Below are 17,783 nucleotides of genomic sequence, written 5' to 3' on the forward strand. Positions count from 1 at the left end.
CCCTTCGCGGGTAAACCCGCTCCCACAGATATAGCGCCGGATCAAGCATCAGCGCTGTCCCTTGTAGGAGCGGGTTTACCCGCGAAGGCGGCGGTGCAGCAATACATCTCCTACTGGCTTACCCCTCCAGATACCGCACCGCTAACTCCTCGGCCGCCGCCCGTGCCTGCTCCTGCAGATGCGGCGCCACCAGCATCATCACCTGATACACCACGATCCCCACATCGCCCTCGCGCCCCAGCACCCGCTGGTAGTCCAGCGAGAACATCAAGGTCAGGGTGATCTGTTCCACCAGTTGCCCCAACGCTTGCGTCTCACTGACCACTTGCCCCTGGCCCTTGAGGCTGGCCAGCAGTGCCGCCAGCGTACGCTTGAGCGCATTGATCAGGCTGCGCATGCCCCGTGCCAGCTTGGGCAGGCGCCCGGTCAGGTTGGACAGGTCCTGGAACAGAAAACGGTACTGCGCCATGCGCTCGACGATCAGGTGCAGGAACAGCCAGTAATCCTCGGCCTCCAGGCGCACCTCCAGGGGTGGGTCGAGCAACGGCATCAGCGCTTCCTCGAAGCGGTCGAACAGCCCATGAATCAAGGGTTCCTTGCCATGGAAGTGGTAGTACAGGTTGCCCGGGCTGATGCCCAGTTCGTTGGCGATCTCCAGTGTCGATACATTCGGTTCGCCCTGTGAGTTGAACAGCTGCAGGGCGCATTCAAGGATACGGTCGCGGGTCTTCATCCAGTCGGCTTGCTCATCGGGTCAGGACATAGGTGCCTGGCGCAGGGTCCAGCGGTGGATAGGTCGCGTTGCCCAGCTCCGTGCGTGGTGCCTTGAGCGGGCCGGAACGTGGCGTGATCCACTCCAGCCACAGCGGCCACCAGCTGCCGTCGCGGCGCTGTGCGTCATGGAACCAGGCGCGTGGGTCGCTCGAGAGCTTGGGGTTCTCCAGGTAATACGCCTTGGGGTTGCCGGGTGGGTTGATGATGCTCTGGATGTGCCCGCTGTTGGCCAGCACGAACTGCCGGTCGCCACCGAGCAGCAAGGCCGAGCGATAGACCGCGTCCCATGGCGTGATGTGATCGTTGCTGCCAGCCACGGTGAAGCTGTCGAGGTCGACCTGCTTGAGATCGATCGGTGTGCCGCACACCTCCAGGCCTGCGGGGTGGGTCAGCGGGTTGACCTTGAAGAAGTCCAGCAGGTCGCCATGCAGGGCGGCTGGCAGGCGTGTGCTGTCGGCGTTCCAGTAGAGAATGTCGAAGGCCGGCGGGGTCTTGCCGAGCAGGTAGTTGTTGACCCAGTAATTCCAGATCAAGTCGTTGGGCCGCATCCAGGCAAAGATCCGTGCCACCTCGCCGCCGTCCAGCACGCCGCGCTGGTACGAGCGACGCTTGGCCGCCTCGATGGTCTGCTCGTCGGCGAACAGGCTTGCAGGGCTGTCGAACTTGCTGTCGAGCAGGCTGACCAGGTAAGTGGCGCTACGTATCCGGCGCAGCTGGTGCTTGGCTTGCAGGTGGCCCTGCAGCGCGGCCATGGTCAGCCCGCCGGCGCAGGCCCCCATCAGGTTCGGGTCGCGGTTGCCGCTGATGCTGCGGCAGGCGTTGAGCGCTTCTTCCAGCGCCTGTACATAACTCGAAAGGCCCCACTCACGGTGGCGTGGGTCGGGGTTGCGCCAGCTGACCATGAACACCTGCAGGCCGTTCTTCAGCATGTACTGGACGAAGCTGTTGGTCGGTTGCATGTCGAAGATGTAGAACTTGTTGATCTGTGGCGGCACCACCAGCACAGGCCGGGCATGTTGTTTTTCGCTCATCGGCTTGTACTGGATCAGCTCCAGCAGTTCGTTGCGAAACACCACGGCGCCGGGGGTGGCAGCCAGATTGCCGCCGACTTCGAAGGCGCGCTCATCGACCTGACGCGGCAGGCCGTCGTTGTGGCGCAAGTCGTCGAGCAAGTGAGCAACGCCCCGCACCAGGCTCTGCCCGCCGGTGTTGAACAGTTCCTTGACCGCCAGCGGGTTGAGCAGCGAGTTGCTCGGTGCCAGGGCGTCGTTGATCAGGTTGAACAGAAAATGCGCACGGGCCCGGTCATCGTCGTCCAGGTGGCTTTCCTCGATCCACAGGCGGGTCTGTTTCTGCCAGGCCAGGTAGGCCTGCAGGCCGCGCCGGTAGAACGGGTTCTGGCTCCACGTAGGATCGCTGAAACGTGCATCACGCGCGCTCGGCTGATAGGGCGTGTCGCCGAGCATCACCCGGCCCAGCTGGCCGCCCAGGGCCACCAGGTGGCGGGCGGTGTGCAGCGGGTTGAGCAAGCCATGGCGGCCTACGCTGCGCAAGGTGGAAATCAGGTCGCGACCGCGCACGCCAAGGATGGCGTTCTGCACATTCATGCTGGTGGCGGGGAGCGTTGACGTTCCTTTGGCCGGCTTTTCTTTCATGGCAACAACTCCCTTGTCAGGCCACGGTCGTACTCATCAGTTGTGCTCTTGCAACAGCAAGCAACAATTCAGCCACCAGAGGCCGGACTGGGATGCATGACCGCGCGCTGACGTTCTTGCTGGAGAAACTTCATGATGATGGGGGCGACGGCCTCGGCCCGGGTGATCAGGAACAGATGACCGTCGTCGATAATGTGTAGCTGGGCATTGGGAATTCGCCAGGCCAGCAGGCGCATGTTGATCAGCGGGATCAGCGGGTCGTCGTCGCCGGCCAGCACCAGGGTTGGCTGCTGGATCTTGTGCAGCCAGTGAATGCTGGTCCAGCCCAGCCCGGCAAACAGCTGCCAGTAGTAGCCCAGCTTGCCGCCCGAGCGCACCTTGGCCGCATGGTGCATGGCCAGCTCCGGGTCGCGGCGGAAACCGCCGCCATAGATCATCGGCGCGATACGGATGACATGCGATGGCTGCACGTAGCGCCTTGGGCTGGCCATCATCCACAGCACCTTGGGCTTGCCCGGCACCATCACTGCACCTGCAGCGGTGGCTGCCAGCACCAGCTTCTTGCAGCGCTCGGGGTAGTCATGGGCAAACTGTTGGGCCAGGGCGCCGCCCCAGGACACGCCGATGACATTGACCTGGCCGTAGTCCAGGTAGTCGAGCATGCGTGCGGTCAGCTTGGCCAGGCCGGGAAAGCGGTAAGGGTGGCGCGGGGTGGACGAGCCACCCACGCCGGGGACGTCGAAGGCGATGACTTCCAGGTCCGGGTCCAGTGCCTCGATGAACGGGAACACCAGCTCCAGGTTGGCGCCGATGCCATTGAAGATCAGCAGCGGCGTCAGGTGCGGCTTGCCCGGGCGCACCGCGGTACGGATGGATTGGTCGTCCAGCTCGACGGTGCGGAATATGTAGGGTAGCGGCATGCGCGTGGCTCTGTGGCTTGATAATGCACCGTGGCACGCTCCGCGCGCCACGGCATTGCGACTCAACGCTCGTGGACGTAAGTCCCCGGTGCAGCCTCGCCGGCGGCATAGGCGCGGTTGCCCAGGCGCGTCGGGGCCTTTTTCAGCTCGCCGGCGCGTTCGCCCAGCCAGGTTTGCCAGTGCAGCCACCAGGAGTCGGCATGCTTTTCGGCGTTCTCCTGCCAGGCCACCGGGTCGCCCGGGCGGTCGGCGCCGGTCATGAAGCGGGCCTTGGGGTTGCCTGGCGGGTTGAGAATGCTCTGGATGTGGCCGCTGTTGGACAGCACGAACTCGATCTTGCCGCCGAACAGGTGCGCCGAGCGGTAGCACGACTGCCACGGGGTGATATGGTCGGAGGTGCCGGCGACGCTGAAGATGTCGCACTGGACTTTCTTCAGGTCGATGGCAGTGCCGCACACTTCCAGGGCATCCGGGCGGATCAGCGGGTTGTTCTTGAACAGCTCGATCAGGTCGCCGTGGAAGGCGGCGGGCAAGCGCGTGGTGTCGTTGTTCCAGAACAGGATGTCGAACACCGGTGGCTCGTTGCCGAGCAGGTAGTTGTTGACCCAGTAGTTCCAGATCAGGTCGTTGGGCCGCATCCAGGCGAACACCTTGGCCATGTCGCTGCCTTCAAGCACCCCGGACTGGTAGGAGTGGCGCTTGGCAGCCTCGAGCGTCTGCTCATCGACGAACAGCGCGACCTCGGTGTCCATGGTGGTGTCCAGCACGCTGACCAGCAGGGTCAGGGCGTTGACTTTCTGCTCGCCCAGCGCGGCGTAGTGGCCGACCAGAGCGGTGCAGGTGATGCCACCGGAGCAGGCGCCGAGCATGTTCAGGTCCTTGCTGCCGGTGATCGCCAGTACCGCGTCGACCGCTTCCTTGAGGGCATCGATGTAGGTCGACAGGCCCCATTCACGCTGGGCCTTGGTCGGGTTGCGCCAGCTGATGATGAAGGTCTGTTGCTGCGAACGCAGGCAGAAGCGCGCCAGGCTCTTTTCCGGGCTCAGGTCGAAGACGTAGAACTTGTTGATCTGCGGGGGCACCACCAGCAGCGGGCGGGCATGCACCTGCTCGGTGATGGGGCTGTACTGGATCAGCTCCAGCACATCGTTGCGGTAGACCACGGCGCCTTCGCTGGTGCCGAGGTTCTTGCCGACCTCGAACGCGTCCATGTTGACCTGGCTGGGCATGCCGCCGTTGTTGACCACGTCCTTGGCCAGGTTGGACAGGCCGTCCAGCAGGCTCTTGCCGCCGGTTTCGAAGAAGCGCTTGACCGCCGCCGGGTTGGACAGGGTGTTGGTCGGCGCCATGGCTTCGGTCATCAGGTTGATGACGAACTGGCCACGGCTGATGTCCTGGGGCGACAGGTCGCTGTTGCCGATCCACTCCTGCAGCTCCTTGCGCCAGGCCAGGTAAGTCTGCAGGTAACGGCGGTAAAGCGGGTTGTTGCTCCAGGCCGGGTCCTGGAAGCGACGGTCGTCGCCTTCCGGGGCGAGGTTGGACTTGCCCAGCAGCACGTTCTTCAGCTCAAGGCCGAAGTGCGCCACATGTTTGGCACTGTGCAGCGGCTGGCGCAGGGCCTGACGCAGCACGGTACGCGCAGAGCTCAGCAGGTCCTTGCGGCGGATGCCGATGACCGGGTTCAGCCCCAGGGTGTTTTCCGAGGCTTGCCGCTGCAACTCATCGTTGTTCTTGTTACTCATCTACGACGCTCCGTTGTCCTGAGACGAGTACCGGATTGCTGTGGCGCAATGCACAGCGGACAGCCCGGTACCACTACTCGGGTGACCAGTGATAAGGAACAGCGGTGCTGCGGGCCGGATGCATTCGGCGATGAGCTGCGGGGGATTCTGCGTGTGAAGACAGCCTGCTTTCGCTCGCGACCTCTACATACCGGCCAGTGCCTGATTGCCCTGAAGGCGATGCAGGGAACTTGCCAGCTCCATTGGTTACCCGACTTTCATGTAATGCGCAAGACAACCCGTTGAAGAGTTGTCTGTAAGGCATTCAAACAGATGAGATTAGAAAATGCGCTCTAAAGCCTGGGAAGCTTGAGCTTGAGCTAGAGCATGAGTTTGACCACCGATTCGGCCGGGTCGCGGGACTTGCCGGCCTTGTGCAGCTCATCGAGGTACTCGGCCCATAGCTGCTCCTGGCGCAGGCACAGTTGCTCGAGGTACTCCCAGGTGAACAGGCCGCTGTCATGGCCGTCGTCGAAGGTCAATTTCAGTGCATATTGGCCAGCAGGTTCCAGGCCGGCCAGGCCGACGTTGATCTTGCCAAATTGCAGGATGGGATTGCCGTGCCCCTGGACTTCGGCGGAAGGCGAGTGCACGCGCAGGAATTCGGCGGGCAGCTGATATACCTCGCCGGGGGCGTAGGTGAGGCTGAGGGTCTTGGAGGCTTTGTGCAGGTTGATGGCGGTGGGCAGGCGAGCCATGGTCTGGAGTCTCTTGAGAGCTGATGGTGCAAGCTTCGAGTGATTCAGGCCATTGTGCAAGGGGGCTGCTGCGCAGCCCTTTCGCGACACGAGGCCGCTCCTACAGGAGTTTGCGTTCCCCTGTAGGAGCGGCCTCGTGTCGCGAAAGGGCCGCAAAGCGGCCCCCTGCGGTCTTACAGGATGTAGCGCGACAGGTCTTCGTTCTGTGCCAGCTCACCCAGGTGGCCATTCACATACGCCGCATCGATGAGAATCGGTGCTTCGTCGTGGGTGCTGGCCAGGTCACCGGCACTGAACGACACCTCTTCGAGCAGGCGCTCAAGCAGGGTGTGCAGGCGGCGAGCACCGATGTTCTCGGTCTTCTCGTTGACCTGGTAGGCGATTTCGGCCAGGCGCTTGATACCGTCGGCGGCGAACTCGATGTTCAGGCCTTCGGTCTTCAGCAGCGCACTGTACTGCTCGGTCAGCGAGGCGTGCGGCTCTTGGAGGATGCGCTCGAAGTCTTCCGGGGTCAGCGCCTTGAGCTCTACACGAATCGGCAGGCGGCCTTGCAGCTCTGGCACCAGGTCGCTTGGCTTGCTCAGGTGGAACGCACCGGAGGCGATGAACAGGATGTGGTCGGTCTTGACCATGCCCAGCTTGGTGTTGACGGTACAGCCTTCGATCAGCGGCAGCAGGTCGCGCTGCACGCCTTCACGGGATACATCGGCGCCGCCGACATTGCCACGCTTGGCCACCTTGTCGATTTCGTCGATGAACACGATGCCGTGCTGCTCGACTGCTTCCAGGGCCTTGCCCTTGAGTTCTTCCTCGTTGACCAGGCGGCTGGCTTCTTCGTCACGCACCATCTTCAGTGCTTCCTTGACCTTCAGCTTGCGGGTCTTGCGCTTGCCCTTGCCCATGTTGGCGAACAGGCTTTGCAGCTGGTTGGTCATCTCTTCCATGCCGGGTGGCGCGGCGATTTCGACGCCCATGTTCTCGGCGACTTCGATCTCGATTTCCTTGTCGTCCAGCTGGCCTTCGCGCAGGCGCTTGCGGAACAGCTGGCGGGTGTTGGAATCGGTGCTGGTCTGCGCGGCTTCCTCGCTGAAGCTGCTGACCCGCGCCTGCGGCAGCAGGGCGTCGAGGATGCGGTCTTCGGCGGCGTCTTCGGCACGGTGGCGTACGCGGACGATTTCCTGCTCGCGCAGCATTTTCAGCGCGGCATCGGCCAGGTCACGGATGATCGACTCGACGTCGCGGCCGACGTAGCCGACTTCGGTGAACTTGGTCGCTTCGACCTTGAGGAACGGCGCGTTGGCCAGCTTGGCCAGGCGGCGGGCGATTTCGGTCTTGCCGACGCCGGTCGGGCCGATCATCAGGATGTTCTTCGGCGTCACTTCGGCACGCAGCTCGGCGGGGAGCTGCATCCGCCGCCAGCGGTTGCGCAGGGCGATGGCAACGGCGCGCTTGGCGTCGTCCTGGCCGATGATGTGGCGGTTGAGTTCGTGGACGATCTCGCGGGGGGTCATGGACATGATCAATACGGTCCTGAGGCGGAGTGTTCGGCGTGGAAAAGTCCCGCTGCGAGCGGGACGCCAGAACAGCTGATCACTCGGCCAGGTCCTGCTCCTCGATGGTCAGGTTGTGGTTGGTGAACACGCAGATGTCACCGGCGATGTTCAGGGCAGCCTCGGTGATTTCCCGGGCCGACAGGTCGGTCTTGTTCAGCAGGGCGCGGGCCGCGGCCTGGGCATAGCCACCACCGGAACCCATGGCGATCAGGCCGTCTTCCGGCTCGACCACGTCACCGTTGCCGGTGATGATCAGCGATGCGTCTTTGTTGGCTACGGCCAGCATGGCTTCCAGGCGGCTCAGGGAGCGGTCGGTACGCCACTCTTTGGCCAGCTCGACAGCTGCACGCACCAGGTGACCGGAATGTTTCTGCAGTTGGGCTTCGAAGCGCTCGAACAGGGTGAATGCATCGGCGGTAGCACCGGCGAAACCGGCGATCACTTCGCCGTTGTACAGGCGACGGACCTTCTTGGCGTTGCCTTTCATTACGGTGTTGCCGAGGGATACCTGGCCGTCGCCGCCCATGACGACTTTGCCGTTACGGCGGACAGAAACGATGGTGGTCAAGGGGAGAGTCTCCACGCAGCGGGGCAAAATTGCCTGATGCAGACTCATATGGGGGTGGGGAGGAAGATTTCAACCGCGGGGGATGAATGGTCGCGCTTGGCAGGAATATCTGCATTGCTTCCTTCGCGGGTAAACCCGCTCCCACAGGTATAGTGCTGCGCCTGAGGGCAGCAGGGTCCCTGTGGGAGCGGGTTTACCCGCGAAGGGCCCTACTCAGGCCTCGTGGCAGATGTGCCCATCGACCAAGGTATAACGCACGGCAGCCGGCAGGCAGTGGCCGATGAATGGGCAGTTTTCGCCGCGCGACAGCCATTGCTCACCGGCAATCGTCGAGGCCTTGGGATCGAACAGCACCAGGTCGGCCGCGCCGCCGACTTTCAGTTCGCCGGCCGGCAGGCGCATGGCCTTGGCCGGGCCGCTGCTCAGGCGGGCGAGCAGGGTTGGCAGGTCGAGCAGGCCGTCCTCGACCAGGGTCATTGCCAGCGGCAGCAGCAGTTCGACGCTGCTGATGCCCGGTTCGGTGGCGCCGAACGGTGCCAGCTTGGCATCGCGCTCATGGGGCTGGTGGTGGCTCGAGATCGCCTGAATGACCCCCGATTTCACCGCTGCGCGCAGGCCGTCGCGGTCGGCAGCGGTGCGCAGTGGCGGCTGCACGTGGTACAGGCTGGAGAACTCGCGCAGCGATTCGTCGGTGAGGATCAGCTGGTACAGCGCCACGTCTGCCGTCACCGGCAGGCCCAGCTGCTGGGCCTGCTCGATCAGTCGTGCACCACGGGCGCTGGTGATCTGGGTGAAGTGCGCACGCACCCCGGTCTGTTCCACCAGCAGCAGGTTGCGCGCCAGGGCCACGGTTTCGGCGGTCTCGGGAATGCCGGGCAGGCCGAGGAAGCTGGCCATGGCGCCCTCATGTGCCAGGCCGCCCTGGGCCAGGTCGCGGTCCTGGGAGTGGAACACCACGGTCAGGTCGAAGGTGGCGGCGTATTCCAGGGCTCGGGCCAGGGTACGGTTGTTGGGGATTTCTTTCAGGCCATTGCCAAAGGCCACGCAGCCGGTGTCGCGCAGGGCAACCAGTTCAGCCAGCTGTTCGCCTTCAAGGCCCTTGGTCAGGGCGCCGATTGGGTAGACCTTGCTGTTGGCGGCTTCGCGGGCGCGGTCGAGGATCAGCTCGGCCACTGCCGAGGTGTCCAGCACCGGCTTGGTCTGCGGCGGGCAGCACAGGCTGGTGACGCCACCGGCCACGGCGGCGCGGGTTTCACTGGCGATGGAGCCCTTGCGGCTGTAGCCCGGCTCGCGCAGGGAGACGCCGAGGTCGACCAGGCCGGGCGCGGCGATCAGGCCGTCAGCGGCGATGGTGCGGCTGGCGCTGAAGCCGGCCGGGGCGGCACCGATGGCGGCAATGCGCCCGCCGTCCAGGTGCAGGTCGGTGACCTGGTCCAGGCCGCTGACAGGGTCGATGACCCGGGCGCCAAGAATACTGATGGTCACAGGGCGTTCTCCTGGTCGAATTGACGTTGCGCGTTCTGCCCGCTCATGGCCATGGACAGCACGGCCATGCGCACGGCGATGCCGTAGGTGACCTGGTTGAGAATCACCGAGTGTTTGCCGTCGGCCACCGCCGATTCGATCTCCACACCGCGGTTGATCGGGCCTGGGTGCATGACGATGGCATCGGGCTTGGCGCCGGCCAGGCGCGCGGTGGTCAGGCCGAACAGGCGGTAGAACTCGCCTTCGCTGGGCAGCAGGCCGCCCGCCATGCGCTCACGCTGCAGGCGCAGCATGATCACCACGTCGACGTCTTTCAGGCCTTCGGCGAGGTCGGTGTAGACCTTCACGCCGTATTGCTCGATGCCAATCGGGATCAGGGTTTTCGGGCCGATCACGCGGATGTCCGGGCAGCCCAGTGCTTTGAGCGCGAGCATGTCGGAGCGGGCCACGCGCGAGTGCAGGATGTCGCCGACGATCGCTACCGAGAGGTTCTCGAAGCTGCCCTTGTGGCGACGGATGGTCAGCATGTCGAGCATGCCCTGGGTCGGGTGCGCGTGGCGGCCGTCACCGCCGTTGATCACGGCGACGTCCGGGCACACGTGCTCGGCGATGAAGTGCGCGGCGCCGGAATCGGAGTGGCGCACGACGAACATGTCGGCGGCCATGGCTTCGAGGTTGCGCAGGGTGTCGAACAGCGTCTCGCCCTTGCTGGTCGAGGACGTCGACACGTTCAGGCTGATCACGTCGGCCGACAGGCGCTGGGCAGCCAGTTCGAAGGTGGTGCGGGTACGGGTCGAGTTCTCGAAGAACACGTTGCACACGGTCTTGCCGCGCAGCAACGGGACTTTCTTCACGGCCCGGGCGCCGACTTCAAGGAACGAGTCGGCGGTGTCGAGGATCTCGGTGAGCAGTTCGCGGGGCAAACCGTCGAGCGAGAGGAAATGGCGTAGCTGGCCCTGATCATTGAGCTGCAGCGGGCGCTTGGCGTCGATTGGCGTCATCGCGAGGGGACTCTTAAAGGGCGGAAGCAGTGGCGAGGTCCTGGCGCTCGAGGGCGAGCGGTGCGGGGCCGGTCAATTTTACCCGTTCATTGGCAGCCAGCGACAGGGTGGCGCCGAGCACATTGGGGCGGATGGGCAGTTCACCGGCATCCAGGTCGAGCAGGCAGACCAGGGTAACGCTGGCCGGGCGGCCGTAATCGAACAGTTCGTTGAGTGCGGCGCGGATGGTGCGACCGCTCATCAGCACATCGTCGATCAGCACCAGGTGCTGGCCTTCGACCTCGAACGGCAGCTCCGACGGGCGCACCTGTGGGTGCAGGCCGTTCTGGCTGAAGTCATCGCGATAGAACGACACGTCCAGGGTGCCGAGTGGGGACTGGTCGGCCATTTCCTGCTGCAGGGCCTGGGCAACCCAGACACCGCCAGTGCGGATGCCGATGAAGCGCGGCTCGGTGATGGCGCGGCGGGCCAGATGGGCGCGAAGGTCGACAGCCATCTGCCGGATCAGGTCGGCGGGATTGGGTAGGCTCATTGCGTATCTCCTGGGGCGCCGGGGGCGTTGTGATTGCCCCGACGTAAACGCGGAAAGATCAGGTATTGGCCTCCAGCCAGCCTTGCAGCAGCAGGGCTGCGGCAATGGCGTCGACCGGGTTGTCACGGTAGCTGCCGTGGCGGCCGCCACGGGCCATCTGCTCGCCCTTGGCTTCGAAGGTGGTCAGGCGTTCGTCGTGCGTGTGCACCGGCAGGTTGAAGCGGCCATTGAGGCGGCGGGCAAACTTTTCGGCGCGCTCGCTCATGTCGCTGGGCGTGCCATCCATGTTCAGCGGCAGGCCGACGACAATGGCATCGGGCTTCCATTCCTTGATCAGCTTCTCAACCTGATTCCAGTCCGGTACACCGTTTTGCGCCTTGAGCACGCAAAGCTCGCGGGCCTGGCCGGTAATCACCTGGCCGACGGCCACACCGATCTGTTTGCTGCCGTAGTCGAACCCCAACAATAGACGTAGCTCGGCCATCAGGCGTGCCCCGCCTGGCTGGTCAGCAGGCTGAGGTTGATGCCCAGGCTGCGGGCTGCAGCGCCCAGGCGCTGTTCGCTGGCCATGGCGAAGAGGATGTCCGGGTCGAACGGGCAGTTGAGCCAGGCGTTATCGGCCAGTTCAGCTTCCAGCTGGCCCGCTTCCCAGCCGGCATAACCGAGCGTGATCAAGCTTTTTTGTGGCCCGGCGCCTTCGGCGATGGCGAACAGCACGTCCTGCGAGGTGGACAGCGACAGGCCTTGCAGCTCGACGGTAGCCTGATAGCTGCATTCGCCGCTGTGCAGGACAAAACCGCGGTCGGTCTGCACCGGGCCACCCTGGTAGATGGGGACCTGCAAGGTGCTGGCTGGAGGTACCTCGTTCGGGCGCAACTGCTCGAGAATGTCGGCCAGGTTCAGCTCCTGTGGTCGGTTGACCACCAGGCCCATGGCGCCATTGGCATTGTGCTCGACGATGTACGTGAGGGTCTGGGCAAAGTTCGGATCAGCCATGTGCGGCATGGCGATCAGGAACTGATGCTTGAGGTAGCTCGGGCTGAGGGTTTTCATGGGGGATAGTGTGGCGCCAGGTAGCGAGGCTGACAAGGTGCTCGGCTTGGCTGTTTTGGGGCTGCTGTGCAGCCCTTTGGCGACACAAGGCCGCTCCCACAGGGCTCGCGCGGTTTCTGGGGAGCGGCCTTGTGTCGCGAAAGGGCCGCTAAGCAGCCCCGCCAATTTCAGATCAGTTACTGGACAGGCGGTCGCCGCGGGCAAAGCGCCAGGTGCGGATGATCTCCAGCCGGTCGAACTCGGCCAGGTCCCCGGTAAACGGTGCAAATGGCGCCGCGAGCCGCACGATGCGCTGCGCCGCCTGGTCCAGTACAGGCTGCCCGGACGACTCCAGCACCAGCACCTCATACAGCGAGCCATCGCGGTTGATCGACACCAACATCCGCAAATTGCCGTAGATCTGCTGCCGGCGTGCCTCGTCGGGGTAGTTCAGGTTACCGACCCGCTCGACCTTCTTGCGCCACTCTTCCTTGTACCAGGCGCCCTTGTCGCGCATGGTCGAAGCTGCATTCAGGCGGTGAATGCGCGGGCGCTTGGCGTACATCTGCTGTTCGTTGGAAAGCTCCGCCTCCAGGCTGGCGATCTGGCTCGACAGCTGCGAGCTGTCGAAGTCTGGCGTGGCCGCCGCCGGCTTGGGCTGTGGCTTGCTTTCCTTCGGTTTGGGCTCGACCTTCTGCGCTTTCTGGGCCTTGGTCGCCACCGCGGACTTCTCTGGCGTAGGCGGTGGGGCTACTTCGGGTTTGGCCGCAGGGGGGGGAGTGACCTTGTTGATCTTGCTGTCCTGGAACGGCGCCACCTCGGTGGTGGTGGGGACCGCTTTCTTTTCCAGGGTGCCGCTGCCCTGTTGGTTGTCCTGAGCCTGGTAATCAGCCTTCTTTGGCGCTTTCTCGCTTTTGAAGGTGGCCAGGGTGATGTCCATGGTCTGGCGGATTTCAGCCGGTTTGACCACGGTAAAGCCGACGCCAAGGATCAGCGCCAGGTGCACCAGGGCAGCCAGGAACAGGGTAAAACCAAGCCGGTCCACCGGGCGAATGCGCGGTGGCAGCAAATCGGCGGGGATGTCGGCAGGCAGCGTCATCAGGTATCCAGCAACCGCAGGGCGGGGCAGCAGGTCAGTCGAAAAGGACCGGCATCATACCCCACTCCGCGCATTTGCTTCGCGTCGGCGGTCAGCGCGCCTTGAGCTTGCGATCAATGGCATCCATCAGCTTGCCACCGATATCGGTGTTGAAGGCGGCGTCGATCTCGCGGATGCAGGTGGGGCTGGTGACGTTGATTTCGGTGAGATAGTCGCCGATCACGTCCAGGCCCACGAACAGCAGGCCCTTTTCGCGCAGGGTCGGGCCGACCTGGGCGGCGATCCAGCGGTCGCGCTCGCTCAGCGGGCGGGCTTCGCCGCGGCCACCGGCGGCCAGGTTGCCGCGCGTCTCGCCGCTGGCCGGAATGCGCGCCAGGCAGTAGTCGACCGGCTCGCCGTCGATCATCAGGATGCGCTTGTCGCCGTCCTTGATCGCCGGCAGGTAAGCCTGCGCCATGATCTGCTGGGCGCCCAGTGCGGTCAGGGTTTCCAGAATCACTGACAGGTTGGGGTCACCTGCCCGGTGGCGGAAGATCGAGGTGCCGCCCATGCCGTCCAGCGGCTTGAGGATCACGTCACCGTGCTCGGCGGCGAACTGGCGGATGATGTCCGGGCGACGGCTGACCAGGGTCGGCGGCGTGCACTGCGGGAACAGCGTGGCGAACAGTTTTTCGTTGCAGTCGCGCAGGCTCTGCGGGCGGTTGACCACCAGTACGCCTTCGGCCTCGGCCTGTTCCAGCAGGTAGGTGCTGTAGACGAACTCCATGTCGAACGGCGGGTCCTTGCGCATCAGGATCACGTCCAGGTCGGCCAGCGGGCTGTCCTGCTCGTCACCCAGCTCGAACCAGCGCGCCGGGTCGGCGAACACGTTCAGCGGGCGCATGCGGGCGCGGGCCTTGCCCTGCGCCTGGTACAGGTCGCGCTGCTCCATGTAGAACAGTTCCCAGCCGCGGGCCTGGGCGGCCAGCAACATGGCCAGCGAGCTGTCCTTCTTGTAGGAGATGGACGCGATCGGGTCCATGACAATGCCGAGGCGAACGCTCATGGGGTGGTTCCTCTTGGCGGCCCGTGGCCGCGGTGAATCGATGGAAAAGTGGCTCAGGGTGGCGCTGTGAGCGCCCTGGGTCAAGGGGGCGGCAGATGGAACGGACCCCCGGAGTGTGCTAAAAATGCCCTCAGCTTCAAGCTGCAAGCCATCAGTGGCTTGCTGCCCACACTGTGCAGCGATGGTAGCGCGACTTATGGAACAGCCCCTGAAGGTGATGGTGATCGACGATTCCCGCACGATCCGCCGCACCGCGCAGATGTTGCTCGGCGAAGCGGGCTGCGAGGTGATCACCGCCAGTGACGGCTTCGATGCCCTGGCCAAGATCATCGATCACCAGCCACAGATCATCTTCGTCGATGTGCTGATGCCCCGTCTGGACGGTTATCAGACCTGTGCGGTGATCAAGCACAACAGTGCCTTCAAGGACATCCCGGTGATTCTCCTGTCGTCTCGCGACGGCCTGTTCGACAAGGCCCGCGGCCGGGTGGTCGGTTCCGACCAGTTCCTGACCAAACCATTCAGCAAGGAAGAACTGCTCGACGCGATCAGGGCCCATGTACCTGGTTTCGCCGTGCCCGAACAACCCGCACCCTGACCGCGCCGCGCTGGCGCGGCCTTCAATTTCCTGATGGGGAAACAGCATGGCCCGAGTTCTGATTGTCGACGACTCGCCGACAGAGATGTACAGATTGACCGAATGGCTGGAAAAGCACGGTCACCAGGTGCTCAAGGCCAACAACGGTGCCGACGGTGTGGCCCTGGCCCGCCAGGAGAAGCCGGATGCGGTGCTGATGGACATCGTCATGCCTGGCATGAACGGCTTCCAGGCCACCCGCCAGCTCAGCAAGGACCCGGAAACCAGCGCCATCCCCGTGGTGGTGGTAACCACCAAGGACCAGGATACCGACCGTATCTGGGCCACGCGCCAGGGCGCCCGCGACTTCCTGACCAAACCTGTGGAAGAAGACGCGTTGATCGCCAAGCTCAAAGAAGTACTGGGCGCTTGACCACCCGCCCGCAGGGGGCGTCGCTGACTGCCTTCGAGCTGTTGCTGGACATCGACCGGCGCTGCCGCCTGCTGGTGGCCGACCAGCCACCGCAGGATACCCGCCTGCAGCAATGGAGCGGCATCGGCTTTCGTATCGCCGGGCAGTGGTTCGTCGCCCCCATGGGTGAGGTCGCCGAGGTGCTGCGCGAGCCGCGCAGCAGCCGTGTGCCTGGTGTGCAGCCGTGGGTGTGTGGCGTTGCCAACCTGCGTGGCCGGCTGTTGCCGGTGATGGACCTGAGCAGCTTCTTCGGCCTTGGCCCTGCTGCGCCAGGCAAGCAGCGGCGGGTGCTGGTACTGGACCATGAGGACCTGTTCGTGGGCCTGCTGGTCGACGAGGTGCTGGGCCTGCAGCATTTCGCCCTGAGCAGCCTGGAGCTGTCGCCACCGCAGCCGCTGCTGCGAGCTGCCGCCCGCTTCGTGCAGGGGCACTTCCCGCGGGAACGCAACTGGGCGATCTTCAGCCCCTTCGCCCTGGCCCAGGCGCCGGGCTTTCTTGACGTGGCGCTATAGGACTTTCGAACGTGAACAAGCCGGCCACCCCAGTCGCCCCCGCCAGCATGACCCCACGCACACGCAGCATCGTGCAGATCACCGTGCTGTTCGTGATCCTGATTCTGTCGATCATCCTGTTGTTCGCCAACTTCGCCTACCTCAACACCCAGGCCAATCACGACAAGCAGTACATCGGCCATGCCGGCGAGTTGCGGGTGTTGTCCCAGCGCATCGCCAAGAATGCCACCGAGGCGGCGGCGGGCAAGGCCCTGGCGTTCAAGCTGCTGTCGGATGCGCGCAACGATTTCGAGCGGCGCTGGAGCTACCTGCGCGAAGGCGACAAGTCCACCGGCCTGCCTGCGGCGCCCGCTGCGGTGCGCGATGAAATGGAAGCCGTGCGCCAGGACTGGGAAAACCTGCGCAAGAACACCGACACCATTCTTGCCAGCGAACAGACCGTGCTGTCGCTGCACCAGGTGGCGGCGACCCTCGCCGAAACCGTGCCGCAGCTGCAGGTCGAGTACGAGAAAGTGGTCGAGATCCTGCTGCAAAGCGGCGCCCCGGCCAACCAGGTGGTGGTAGCCCAGCGCCAGTTGCTGCTGGCCGAGCGTATTCTCGGTTCGGTCAACACGGTACTGGCTGGCGATGACACGGCGGCGCAGGCTGCCGATACCTTCGGCCGCGATGCCAGCCGCTTCGGCCAGGTGCTCGAGGGCATGCTGGGCGGCAACCCGGCCATCCAGGTGACCCGCGTCGAGGACGCAGACGCCCGCGCCCGCCTGGCAGAAATTGCCGAGTTGTTCCAGTTCGTGGCCGGTTCCGTCGATGAAATCCTCGAAACCTCGCCCGAGCTGTTCCGCGTACGCGAAGCGGCCGGCAACATCTTCAGTCTGTCGCAGACCTTGCTCGATGAGGCCTCGCACCTGGCCAACGGTTTCGAAAACCTGGCCAGTGGCCGCACCCTGGATACCGTAGGTGGTTACGCGCTGGGCCTGCTGGCGCTGGCATCGATCATCCTGATCGGCCTGGTGATGGTACGCACTACCCACCGCCAGTTGCATGAAACCGCAGAAAAGAACGAGCGTAACCAGCAAGCGATCATGCGCTTGCTGGATGAGATCGAAGAGCTGGCCGACGGCGACCTGACCGTCACCGTCTCGGTGACCGAAGATTTCACCGGTGCCATCGCCGACTCGATCAACTACTCCGTCGACCAGCTGCGCGATCTGGTGGCCACCATCAACCACAGTGCCGAGCAGGTTGCGGCTGCCGTGCAGGACACGCAGAACACCGCACGCCAGCTGGCCAAGGCCTCGGAGCACCAGGCCGAACAGATCAGCGAGGCGTCGGAAGCAGTCGGTGACATGGTCGAATCGATCGACCGGGTTTCCGCACATGCCTATGAGTCGGCCAAGGTCGCCGAGCGCTCGGTGGCAATCGCCAACAAGGGTAACGAGGTGGTGCACAACACCATCAACGGCATGGACAATATCCGTGAGCAGATTCAGGACACCGCCAAGCGAATCAAGCGCCTGGGCGAGTCTTCCCAGGAAATTGGCGACATTGTCAGCCTGATCGATGATATTGCCGACCAGACCAATATCCTCGCGCTGAATGCGGCGATTCAGGCCTCGTTGGCGGGTGAAGCTGGCCGTGGCTTTGCCGTGGTCGCCGACGAAGTGCAGCGCCTGGCCGAGCGCTCGTCCTCGGCGACCCGGCAGATCGAAGCGCTGGTGCGGACCATTCAGGCGGACACCAACGAGGCGGTGATCTCCATGGAGCAGACCACCGCCGAGGTGGTGCGCGGTGCGCGCCTGGCCCAGGATGCTGGTGTGGCGCTGGCCGAGATCGAAGGTGTATCGCAGAACCTCGCCGAACTTATCCACAGCATCTCTGACGCAGCCCAGTTGCAGACATCGTCTGCCGGGCAGATTTCCCACACCATGGCGGTGATCCAGCAGATCACCGCACAGACCTCCGCCGGTTCCGGCGCCACCGCCGACAGCATCCGCCACCTGGCACGGATGGCCAGCGAGATGCGCCGCTCGGTCTCTGGTTTCACCCTGCCGGCACCCGCCGAGCGCCGCTGAGGAAAAG

18 protein-coding genes are annotated in these 17,783 nt (G+C 64.3%); 4 read left to right on the plus strand and 14 right to left on the minus strand.

Features of this window, described 5'->3' with window-relative positions:
• Positions 1–118: 118 nt before the first annotated feature.
• The 14 genes from APH27_RS09655 to gshB all read right to left on the minus strand — a co-directional run bounded on the left by APH27_RS09655 (position 119) and on the right by gshB (position 14,143).
• Complete coding sequence (locus APH27_RS09655; RefSeq protein ID WP_060484670.1) at positions 119–733, minus strand: TetR/AcrR family transcriptional regulator; 615 nt, start codon at positions 731–733, stop codon at positions 119–121.
• A 13-nt stretch (positions 734–746) separates the two neighbouring features.
• Positions 747–2,429: a class II poly(R)-hydroxyalkanoic acid synthase gene (gene phaC / locus APH27_RS09660; RefSeq protein WP_060484671.1), complete on the minus strand. Its 1,683-nt coding sequence runs from the start codon at positions 2,427–2,429 to the stop codon at positions 747–749.
• A gap of 68 nt (positions 2,430–2,497) precedes the next feature.
• Complete coding sequence (gene phaZ, locus APH27_RS09665; RefSeq protein WP_027920648.1) at positions 2,498–3,349, minus strand: poly(3-hydroxyalkanoate) depolymerase; 852 nt, start codon at positions 3,347–3,349, stop codon at positions 2,498–2,500.
• Between the two features lie 62 nt (positions 3,350–3,411).
• The gene (phaC, locus tag APH27_RS09670) at positions 3,412–5,091 is read right to left on the minus strand and encodes a class II poly(R)-hydroxyalkanoic acid synthase (RefSeq protein WP_060484672.1); all 1,680 of its coding nucleotides are present in this window, start codon (positions 5,089–5,091) and stop codon (positions 3,412–3,414) included.
• A 359-nt stretch (positions 5,092–5,450) separates the two neighbouring features.
• On the minus strand, positions 5,451–5,828 hold the full coding sequence (locus APH27_RS09675; protein WP_027920650.1) for a gamma-butyrobetaine hydroxylase-like domain-containing protein: 378 nt from the start codon (positions 5,826–5,828) through the stop codon (positions 5,451–5,453).
• 173 nt (positions 5,829–6,001) lie between these two features.
• Positions 6,002–7,345 (minus strand): ATP-dependent protease ATPase subunit HslU, encoded by a 1,344-nt coding sequence (hslU, locus tag APH27_RS09680; protein WP_027920651.1) that lies wholly within the window; start codon positions 7,343–7,345, stop codon positions 6,002–6,004.
• Positions 7,346–7,418: 73 nt separating this feature from the next.
• A complete protein-coding gene (gene hslV, locus APH27_RS09685; RefSeq protein ID WP_027920652.1) occupies positions 7,419–7,949 on the minus strand; it encodes an ATP-dependent protease subunit HslV in 531 nt (176 codons plus the stop codon).
• Between the two features lie 213 nt (positions 7,950–8,162).
• A complete protein-coding gene (locus APH27_RS09690) occupies positions 8,163–9,434 on the minus strand; it encodes a dihydroorotase (RefSeq protein WP_060484673.1) in 1,272 nt (423 codons plus the stop codon).
• A complete protein-coding gene (locus APH27_RS09695; protein WP_027920654.1) occupies positions 9,431–10,435 on the minus strand; it encodes an aspartate carbamoyltransferase catalytic subunit in 1,005 nt (334 codons plus the stop codon). The genes APH27_RS09690 and APH27_RS09695 overlap by 4 nt, the downstream gene beginning before the upstream one ends.
• Before the next feature lie 13 nt (positions 10,436–10,448).
• Positions 10,449–10,967 (minus strand): bifunctional pyr operon transcriptional regulator/uracil phosphoribosyltransferase PyrR, encoded by a 519-nt coding sequence (gene pyrR / locus APH27_RS09700; RefSeq protein WP_060484674.1) that lies wholly within the window; start codon positions 10,965–10,967, stop codon positions 10,449–10,451.
• A gap of 58 nt (positions 10,968–11,025) precedes the next feature.
• Entirely contained in the window at positions 11,026–11,451 is a 426-nt protein-coding gene (ruvX, locus tag APH27_RS09705) for a Holliday junction resolvase RuvX (protein WP_023378332.1), read from the minus strand.
• Positions 11,451–12,020, minus strand: a complete 570-nt coding sequence (locus APH27_RS09710; protein ID WP_027920656.1) for a YqgE/AlgH family protein — start codon at positions 12,018–12,020, stop codon at positions 11,451–11,453. The genes ruvX and APH27_RS09710 overlap by 1 nt, the downstream gene beginning before the upstream one ends.
• 172 nt (positions 12,021–12,192) lie before the next feature.
• Entirely contained in the window at positions 12,193–13,098 is a 906-nt protein-coding gene (locus APH27_RS09715) for an energy transducer TonB (RefSeq protein ID WP_060484675.1), read from the minus strand.
• Positions 13,099–13,189: 91 nt separating this feature from the next.
• Entirely contained in the window at positions 13,190–14,143 is a 954-nt protein-coding gene (gshB, locus tag APH27_RS09720; protein ID WP_027920658.1) for a glutathione synthase, read from the minus strand.
• A gap of 196 nt (positions 14,144–14,339) precedes the next feature.
• Between gshB and APH27_RS09725 the strand changes: the two genes are divergently transcribed.
• Genes APH27_RS09725 through APH27_RS09740 form a run of 4 tightly spaced genes read left to right on the plus strand, consistent with a single transcriptional unit; the run spans position 14,340 to position 17,776 of the window.
• Positions 14,340–14,741: a PleD family two-component system response regulator gene (locus tag APH27_RS09725; protein ID WP_027920659.1), complete on the plus strand. Its 402-nt coding sequence runs from the start codon at positions 14,340–14,342 to the stop codon at positions 14,739–14,741.
• A gap of 46 nt (positions 14,742–14,787) precedes the next feature.
• Positions 14,788–15,153 (plus strand): twitching motility response regulator PilH, encoded by a 366-nt coding sequence (pilH, locus tag APH27_RS09730; RefSeq protein ID WP_027920660.1) that lies wholly within the window; start codon positions 14,788–14,790, stop codon positions 15,151–15,153.
• Entirely contained in the window at positions 15,150–15,704 is a 555-nt protein-coding gene (locus tag APH27_RS09735; RefSeq protein WP_008094837.1) for a chemotaxis protein CheW, read from the plus strand. The genes pilH and APH27_RS09735 overlap by 4 nt, the downstream gene beginning before the upstream one ends.
• A 47-nt stretch (positions 15,705–15,751) precedes the next feature.
• On the plus strand, positions 15,752–17,776 hold the full coding sequence (locus APH27_RS09740; RefSeq protein ID WP_256208141.1) for a methyl-accepting chemotaxis protein: 2,025 nt from the start codon (positions 15,752–15,754) through the stop codon (positions 17,774–17,776).
• Positions 17,777–17,783: the final 7 nt, after the last annotated feature.

Source organism: Pseudomonas sp. NBRC 111123 (genome assembly GCF_001320205.1).
Lineage (GTDB): Bacteria > Pseudomonadota > Gammaproteobacteria > Pseudomonadales > Pseudomonadaceae > Aquipseudomonas > Aquipseudomonas putida_J.

Coding starts and splice junctions, on each gene's coding strand:
- APH27_RS09655 (WP_060484670.1), bottom strand. CDS start 733: ATGAAGACCCGCGACCGTATCCTTGAATGCGCCCTGCAGCTGTTCAAC.
- phaC (WP_060484671.1), bottom strand. CDS start 2,429: ATGAAAGAAAAGCCGGCCAAAGGAACGTCAACGCTCCCCGCCACCAGC.
- phaZ (WP_027920648.1), bottom strand. CDS start 3,349: ATGCCGCTACCCTACATATTCCGCACCGTCGAGCTGGACGACCAATCC.
- phaC (WP_060484672.1), bottom strand. CDS start 5,091: ATGAGTAACAAGAACAACGATGAGTTGCAGCGGCAAGCCTCGGAAAAC.
- APH27_RS09675 (WP_027920650.1), bottom strand. CDS start 5,828: ATGGCTCGCCTGCCCACCGCCATCAACCTGCACAAAGCCTCCAAGACC.
- hslU (WP_027920651.1), bottom strand. CDS start 7,345: ATGTCCATGACCCCCCGCGAGATCGTCCACGAACTCAACCGCCACATC.
- APH27_RS09695 (WP_027920654.1), bottom strand. CDS start 10,435: ATGACGCCAATCGACGCCAAGCGCCCGCTGCAGCTCAATGATCAGGGC.
- pyrR (WP_060484674.1), bottom strand. CDS start 10,967: ATGAGCCTACCCAATCCCGCCGACCTGATCCGGCAGATGGCTGTCGAC.
- ruvX (WP_023378332.1), bottom strand. CDS start 11,451: ATGGCCGAGCTACGTCTATTGTTGGGGTTCGACTACGGCAGCAAACAG.
- APH27_RS09710 (WP_027920656.1), bottom strand. CDS start 12,020: ATGAAAACCCTCAGCCCGAGCTACCTCAAGCATCAGTTCCTGATCGCC.
- APH27_RS09715 (WP_060484675.1), bottom strand. CDS start 13,098: ATGACGCTGCCTGCCGACATCCCCGCCGATTTGCTGCCACCGCGCATT.
- gshB (WP_027920658.1), bottom strand. CDS start 14,143: ATGAGCGTTCGCCTCGGCATTGTCATGGACCCGATCGCGTCCATCTCC.
- APH27_RS09725 (WP_027920659.1), top strand. CDS start 14,340: ATGGAACAGCCCCTGAAGGTGATGGTGATCGACGATTCCCGCACGATC.
- pilH (WP_027920660.1), top strand. CDS start 14,788: ATGGCCCGAGTTCTGATTGTCGACGACTCGCCGACAGAGATGTACAGA.
- APH27_RS09740 (WP_256208141.1), top strand. CDS start 15,752: ATGACCCCACGCACACGCAGCATCGTGCAGATCACCGTGCTGTTCGTG.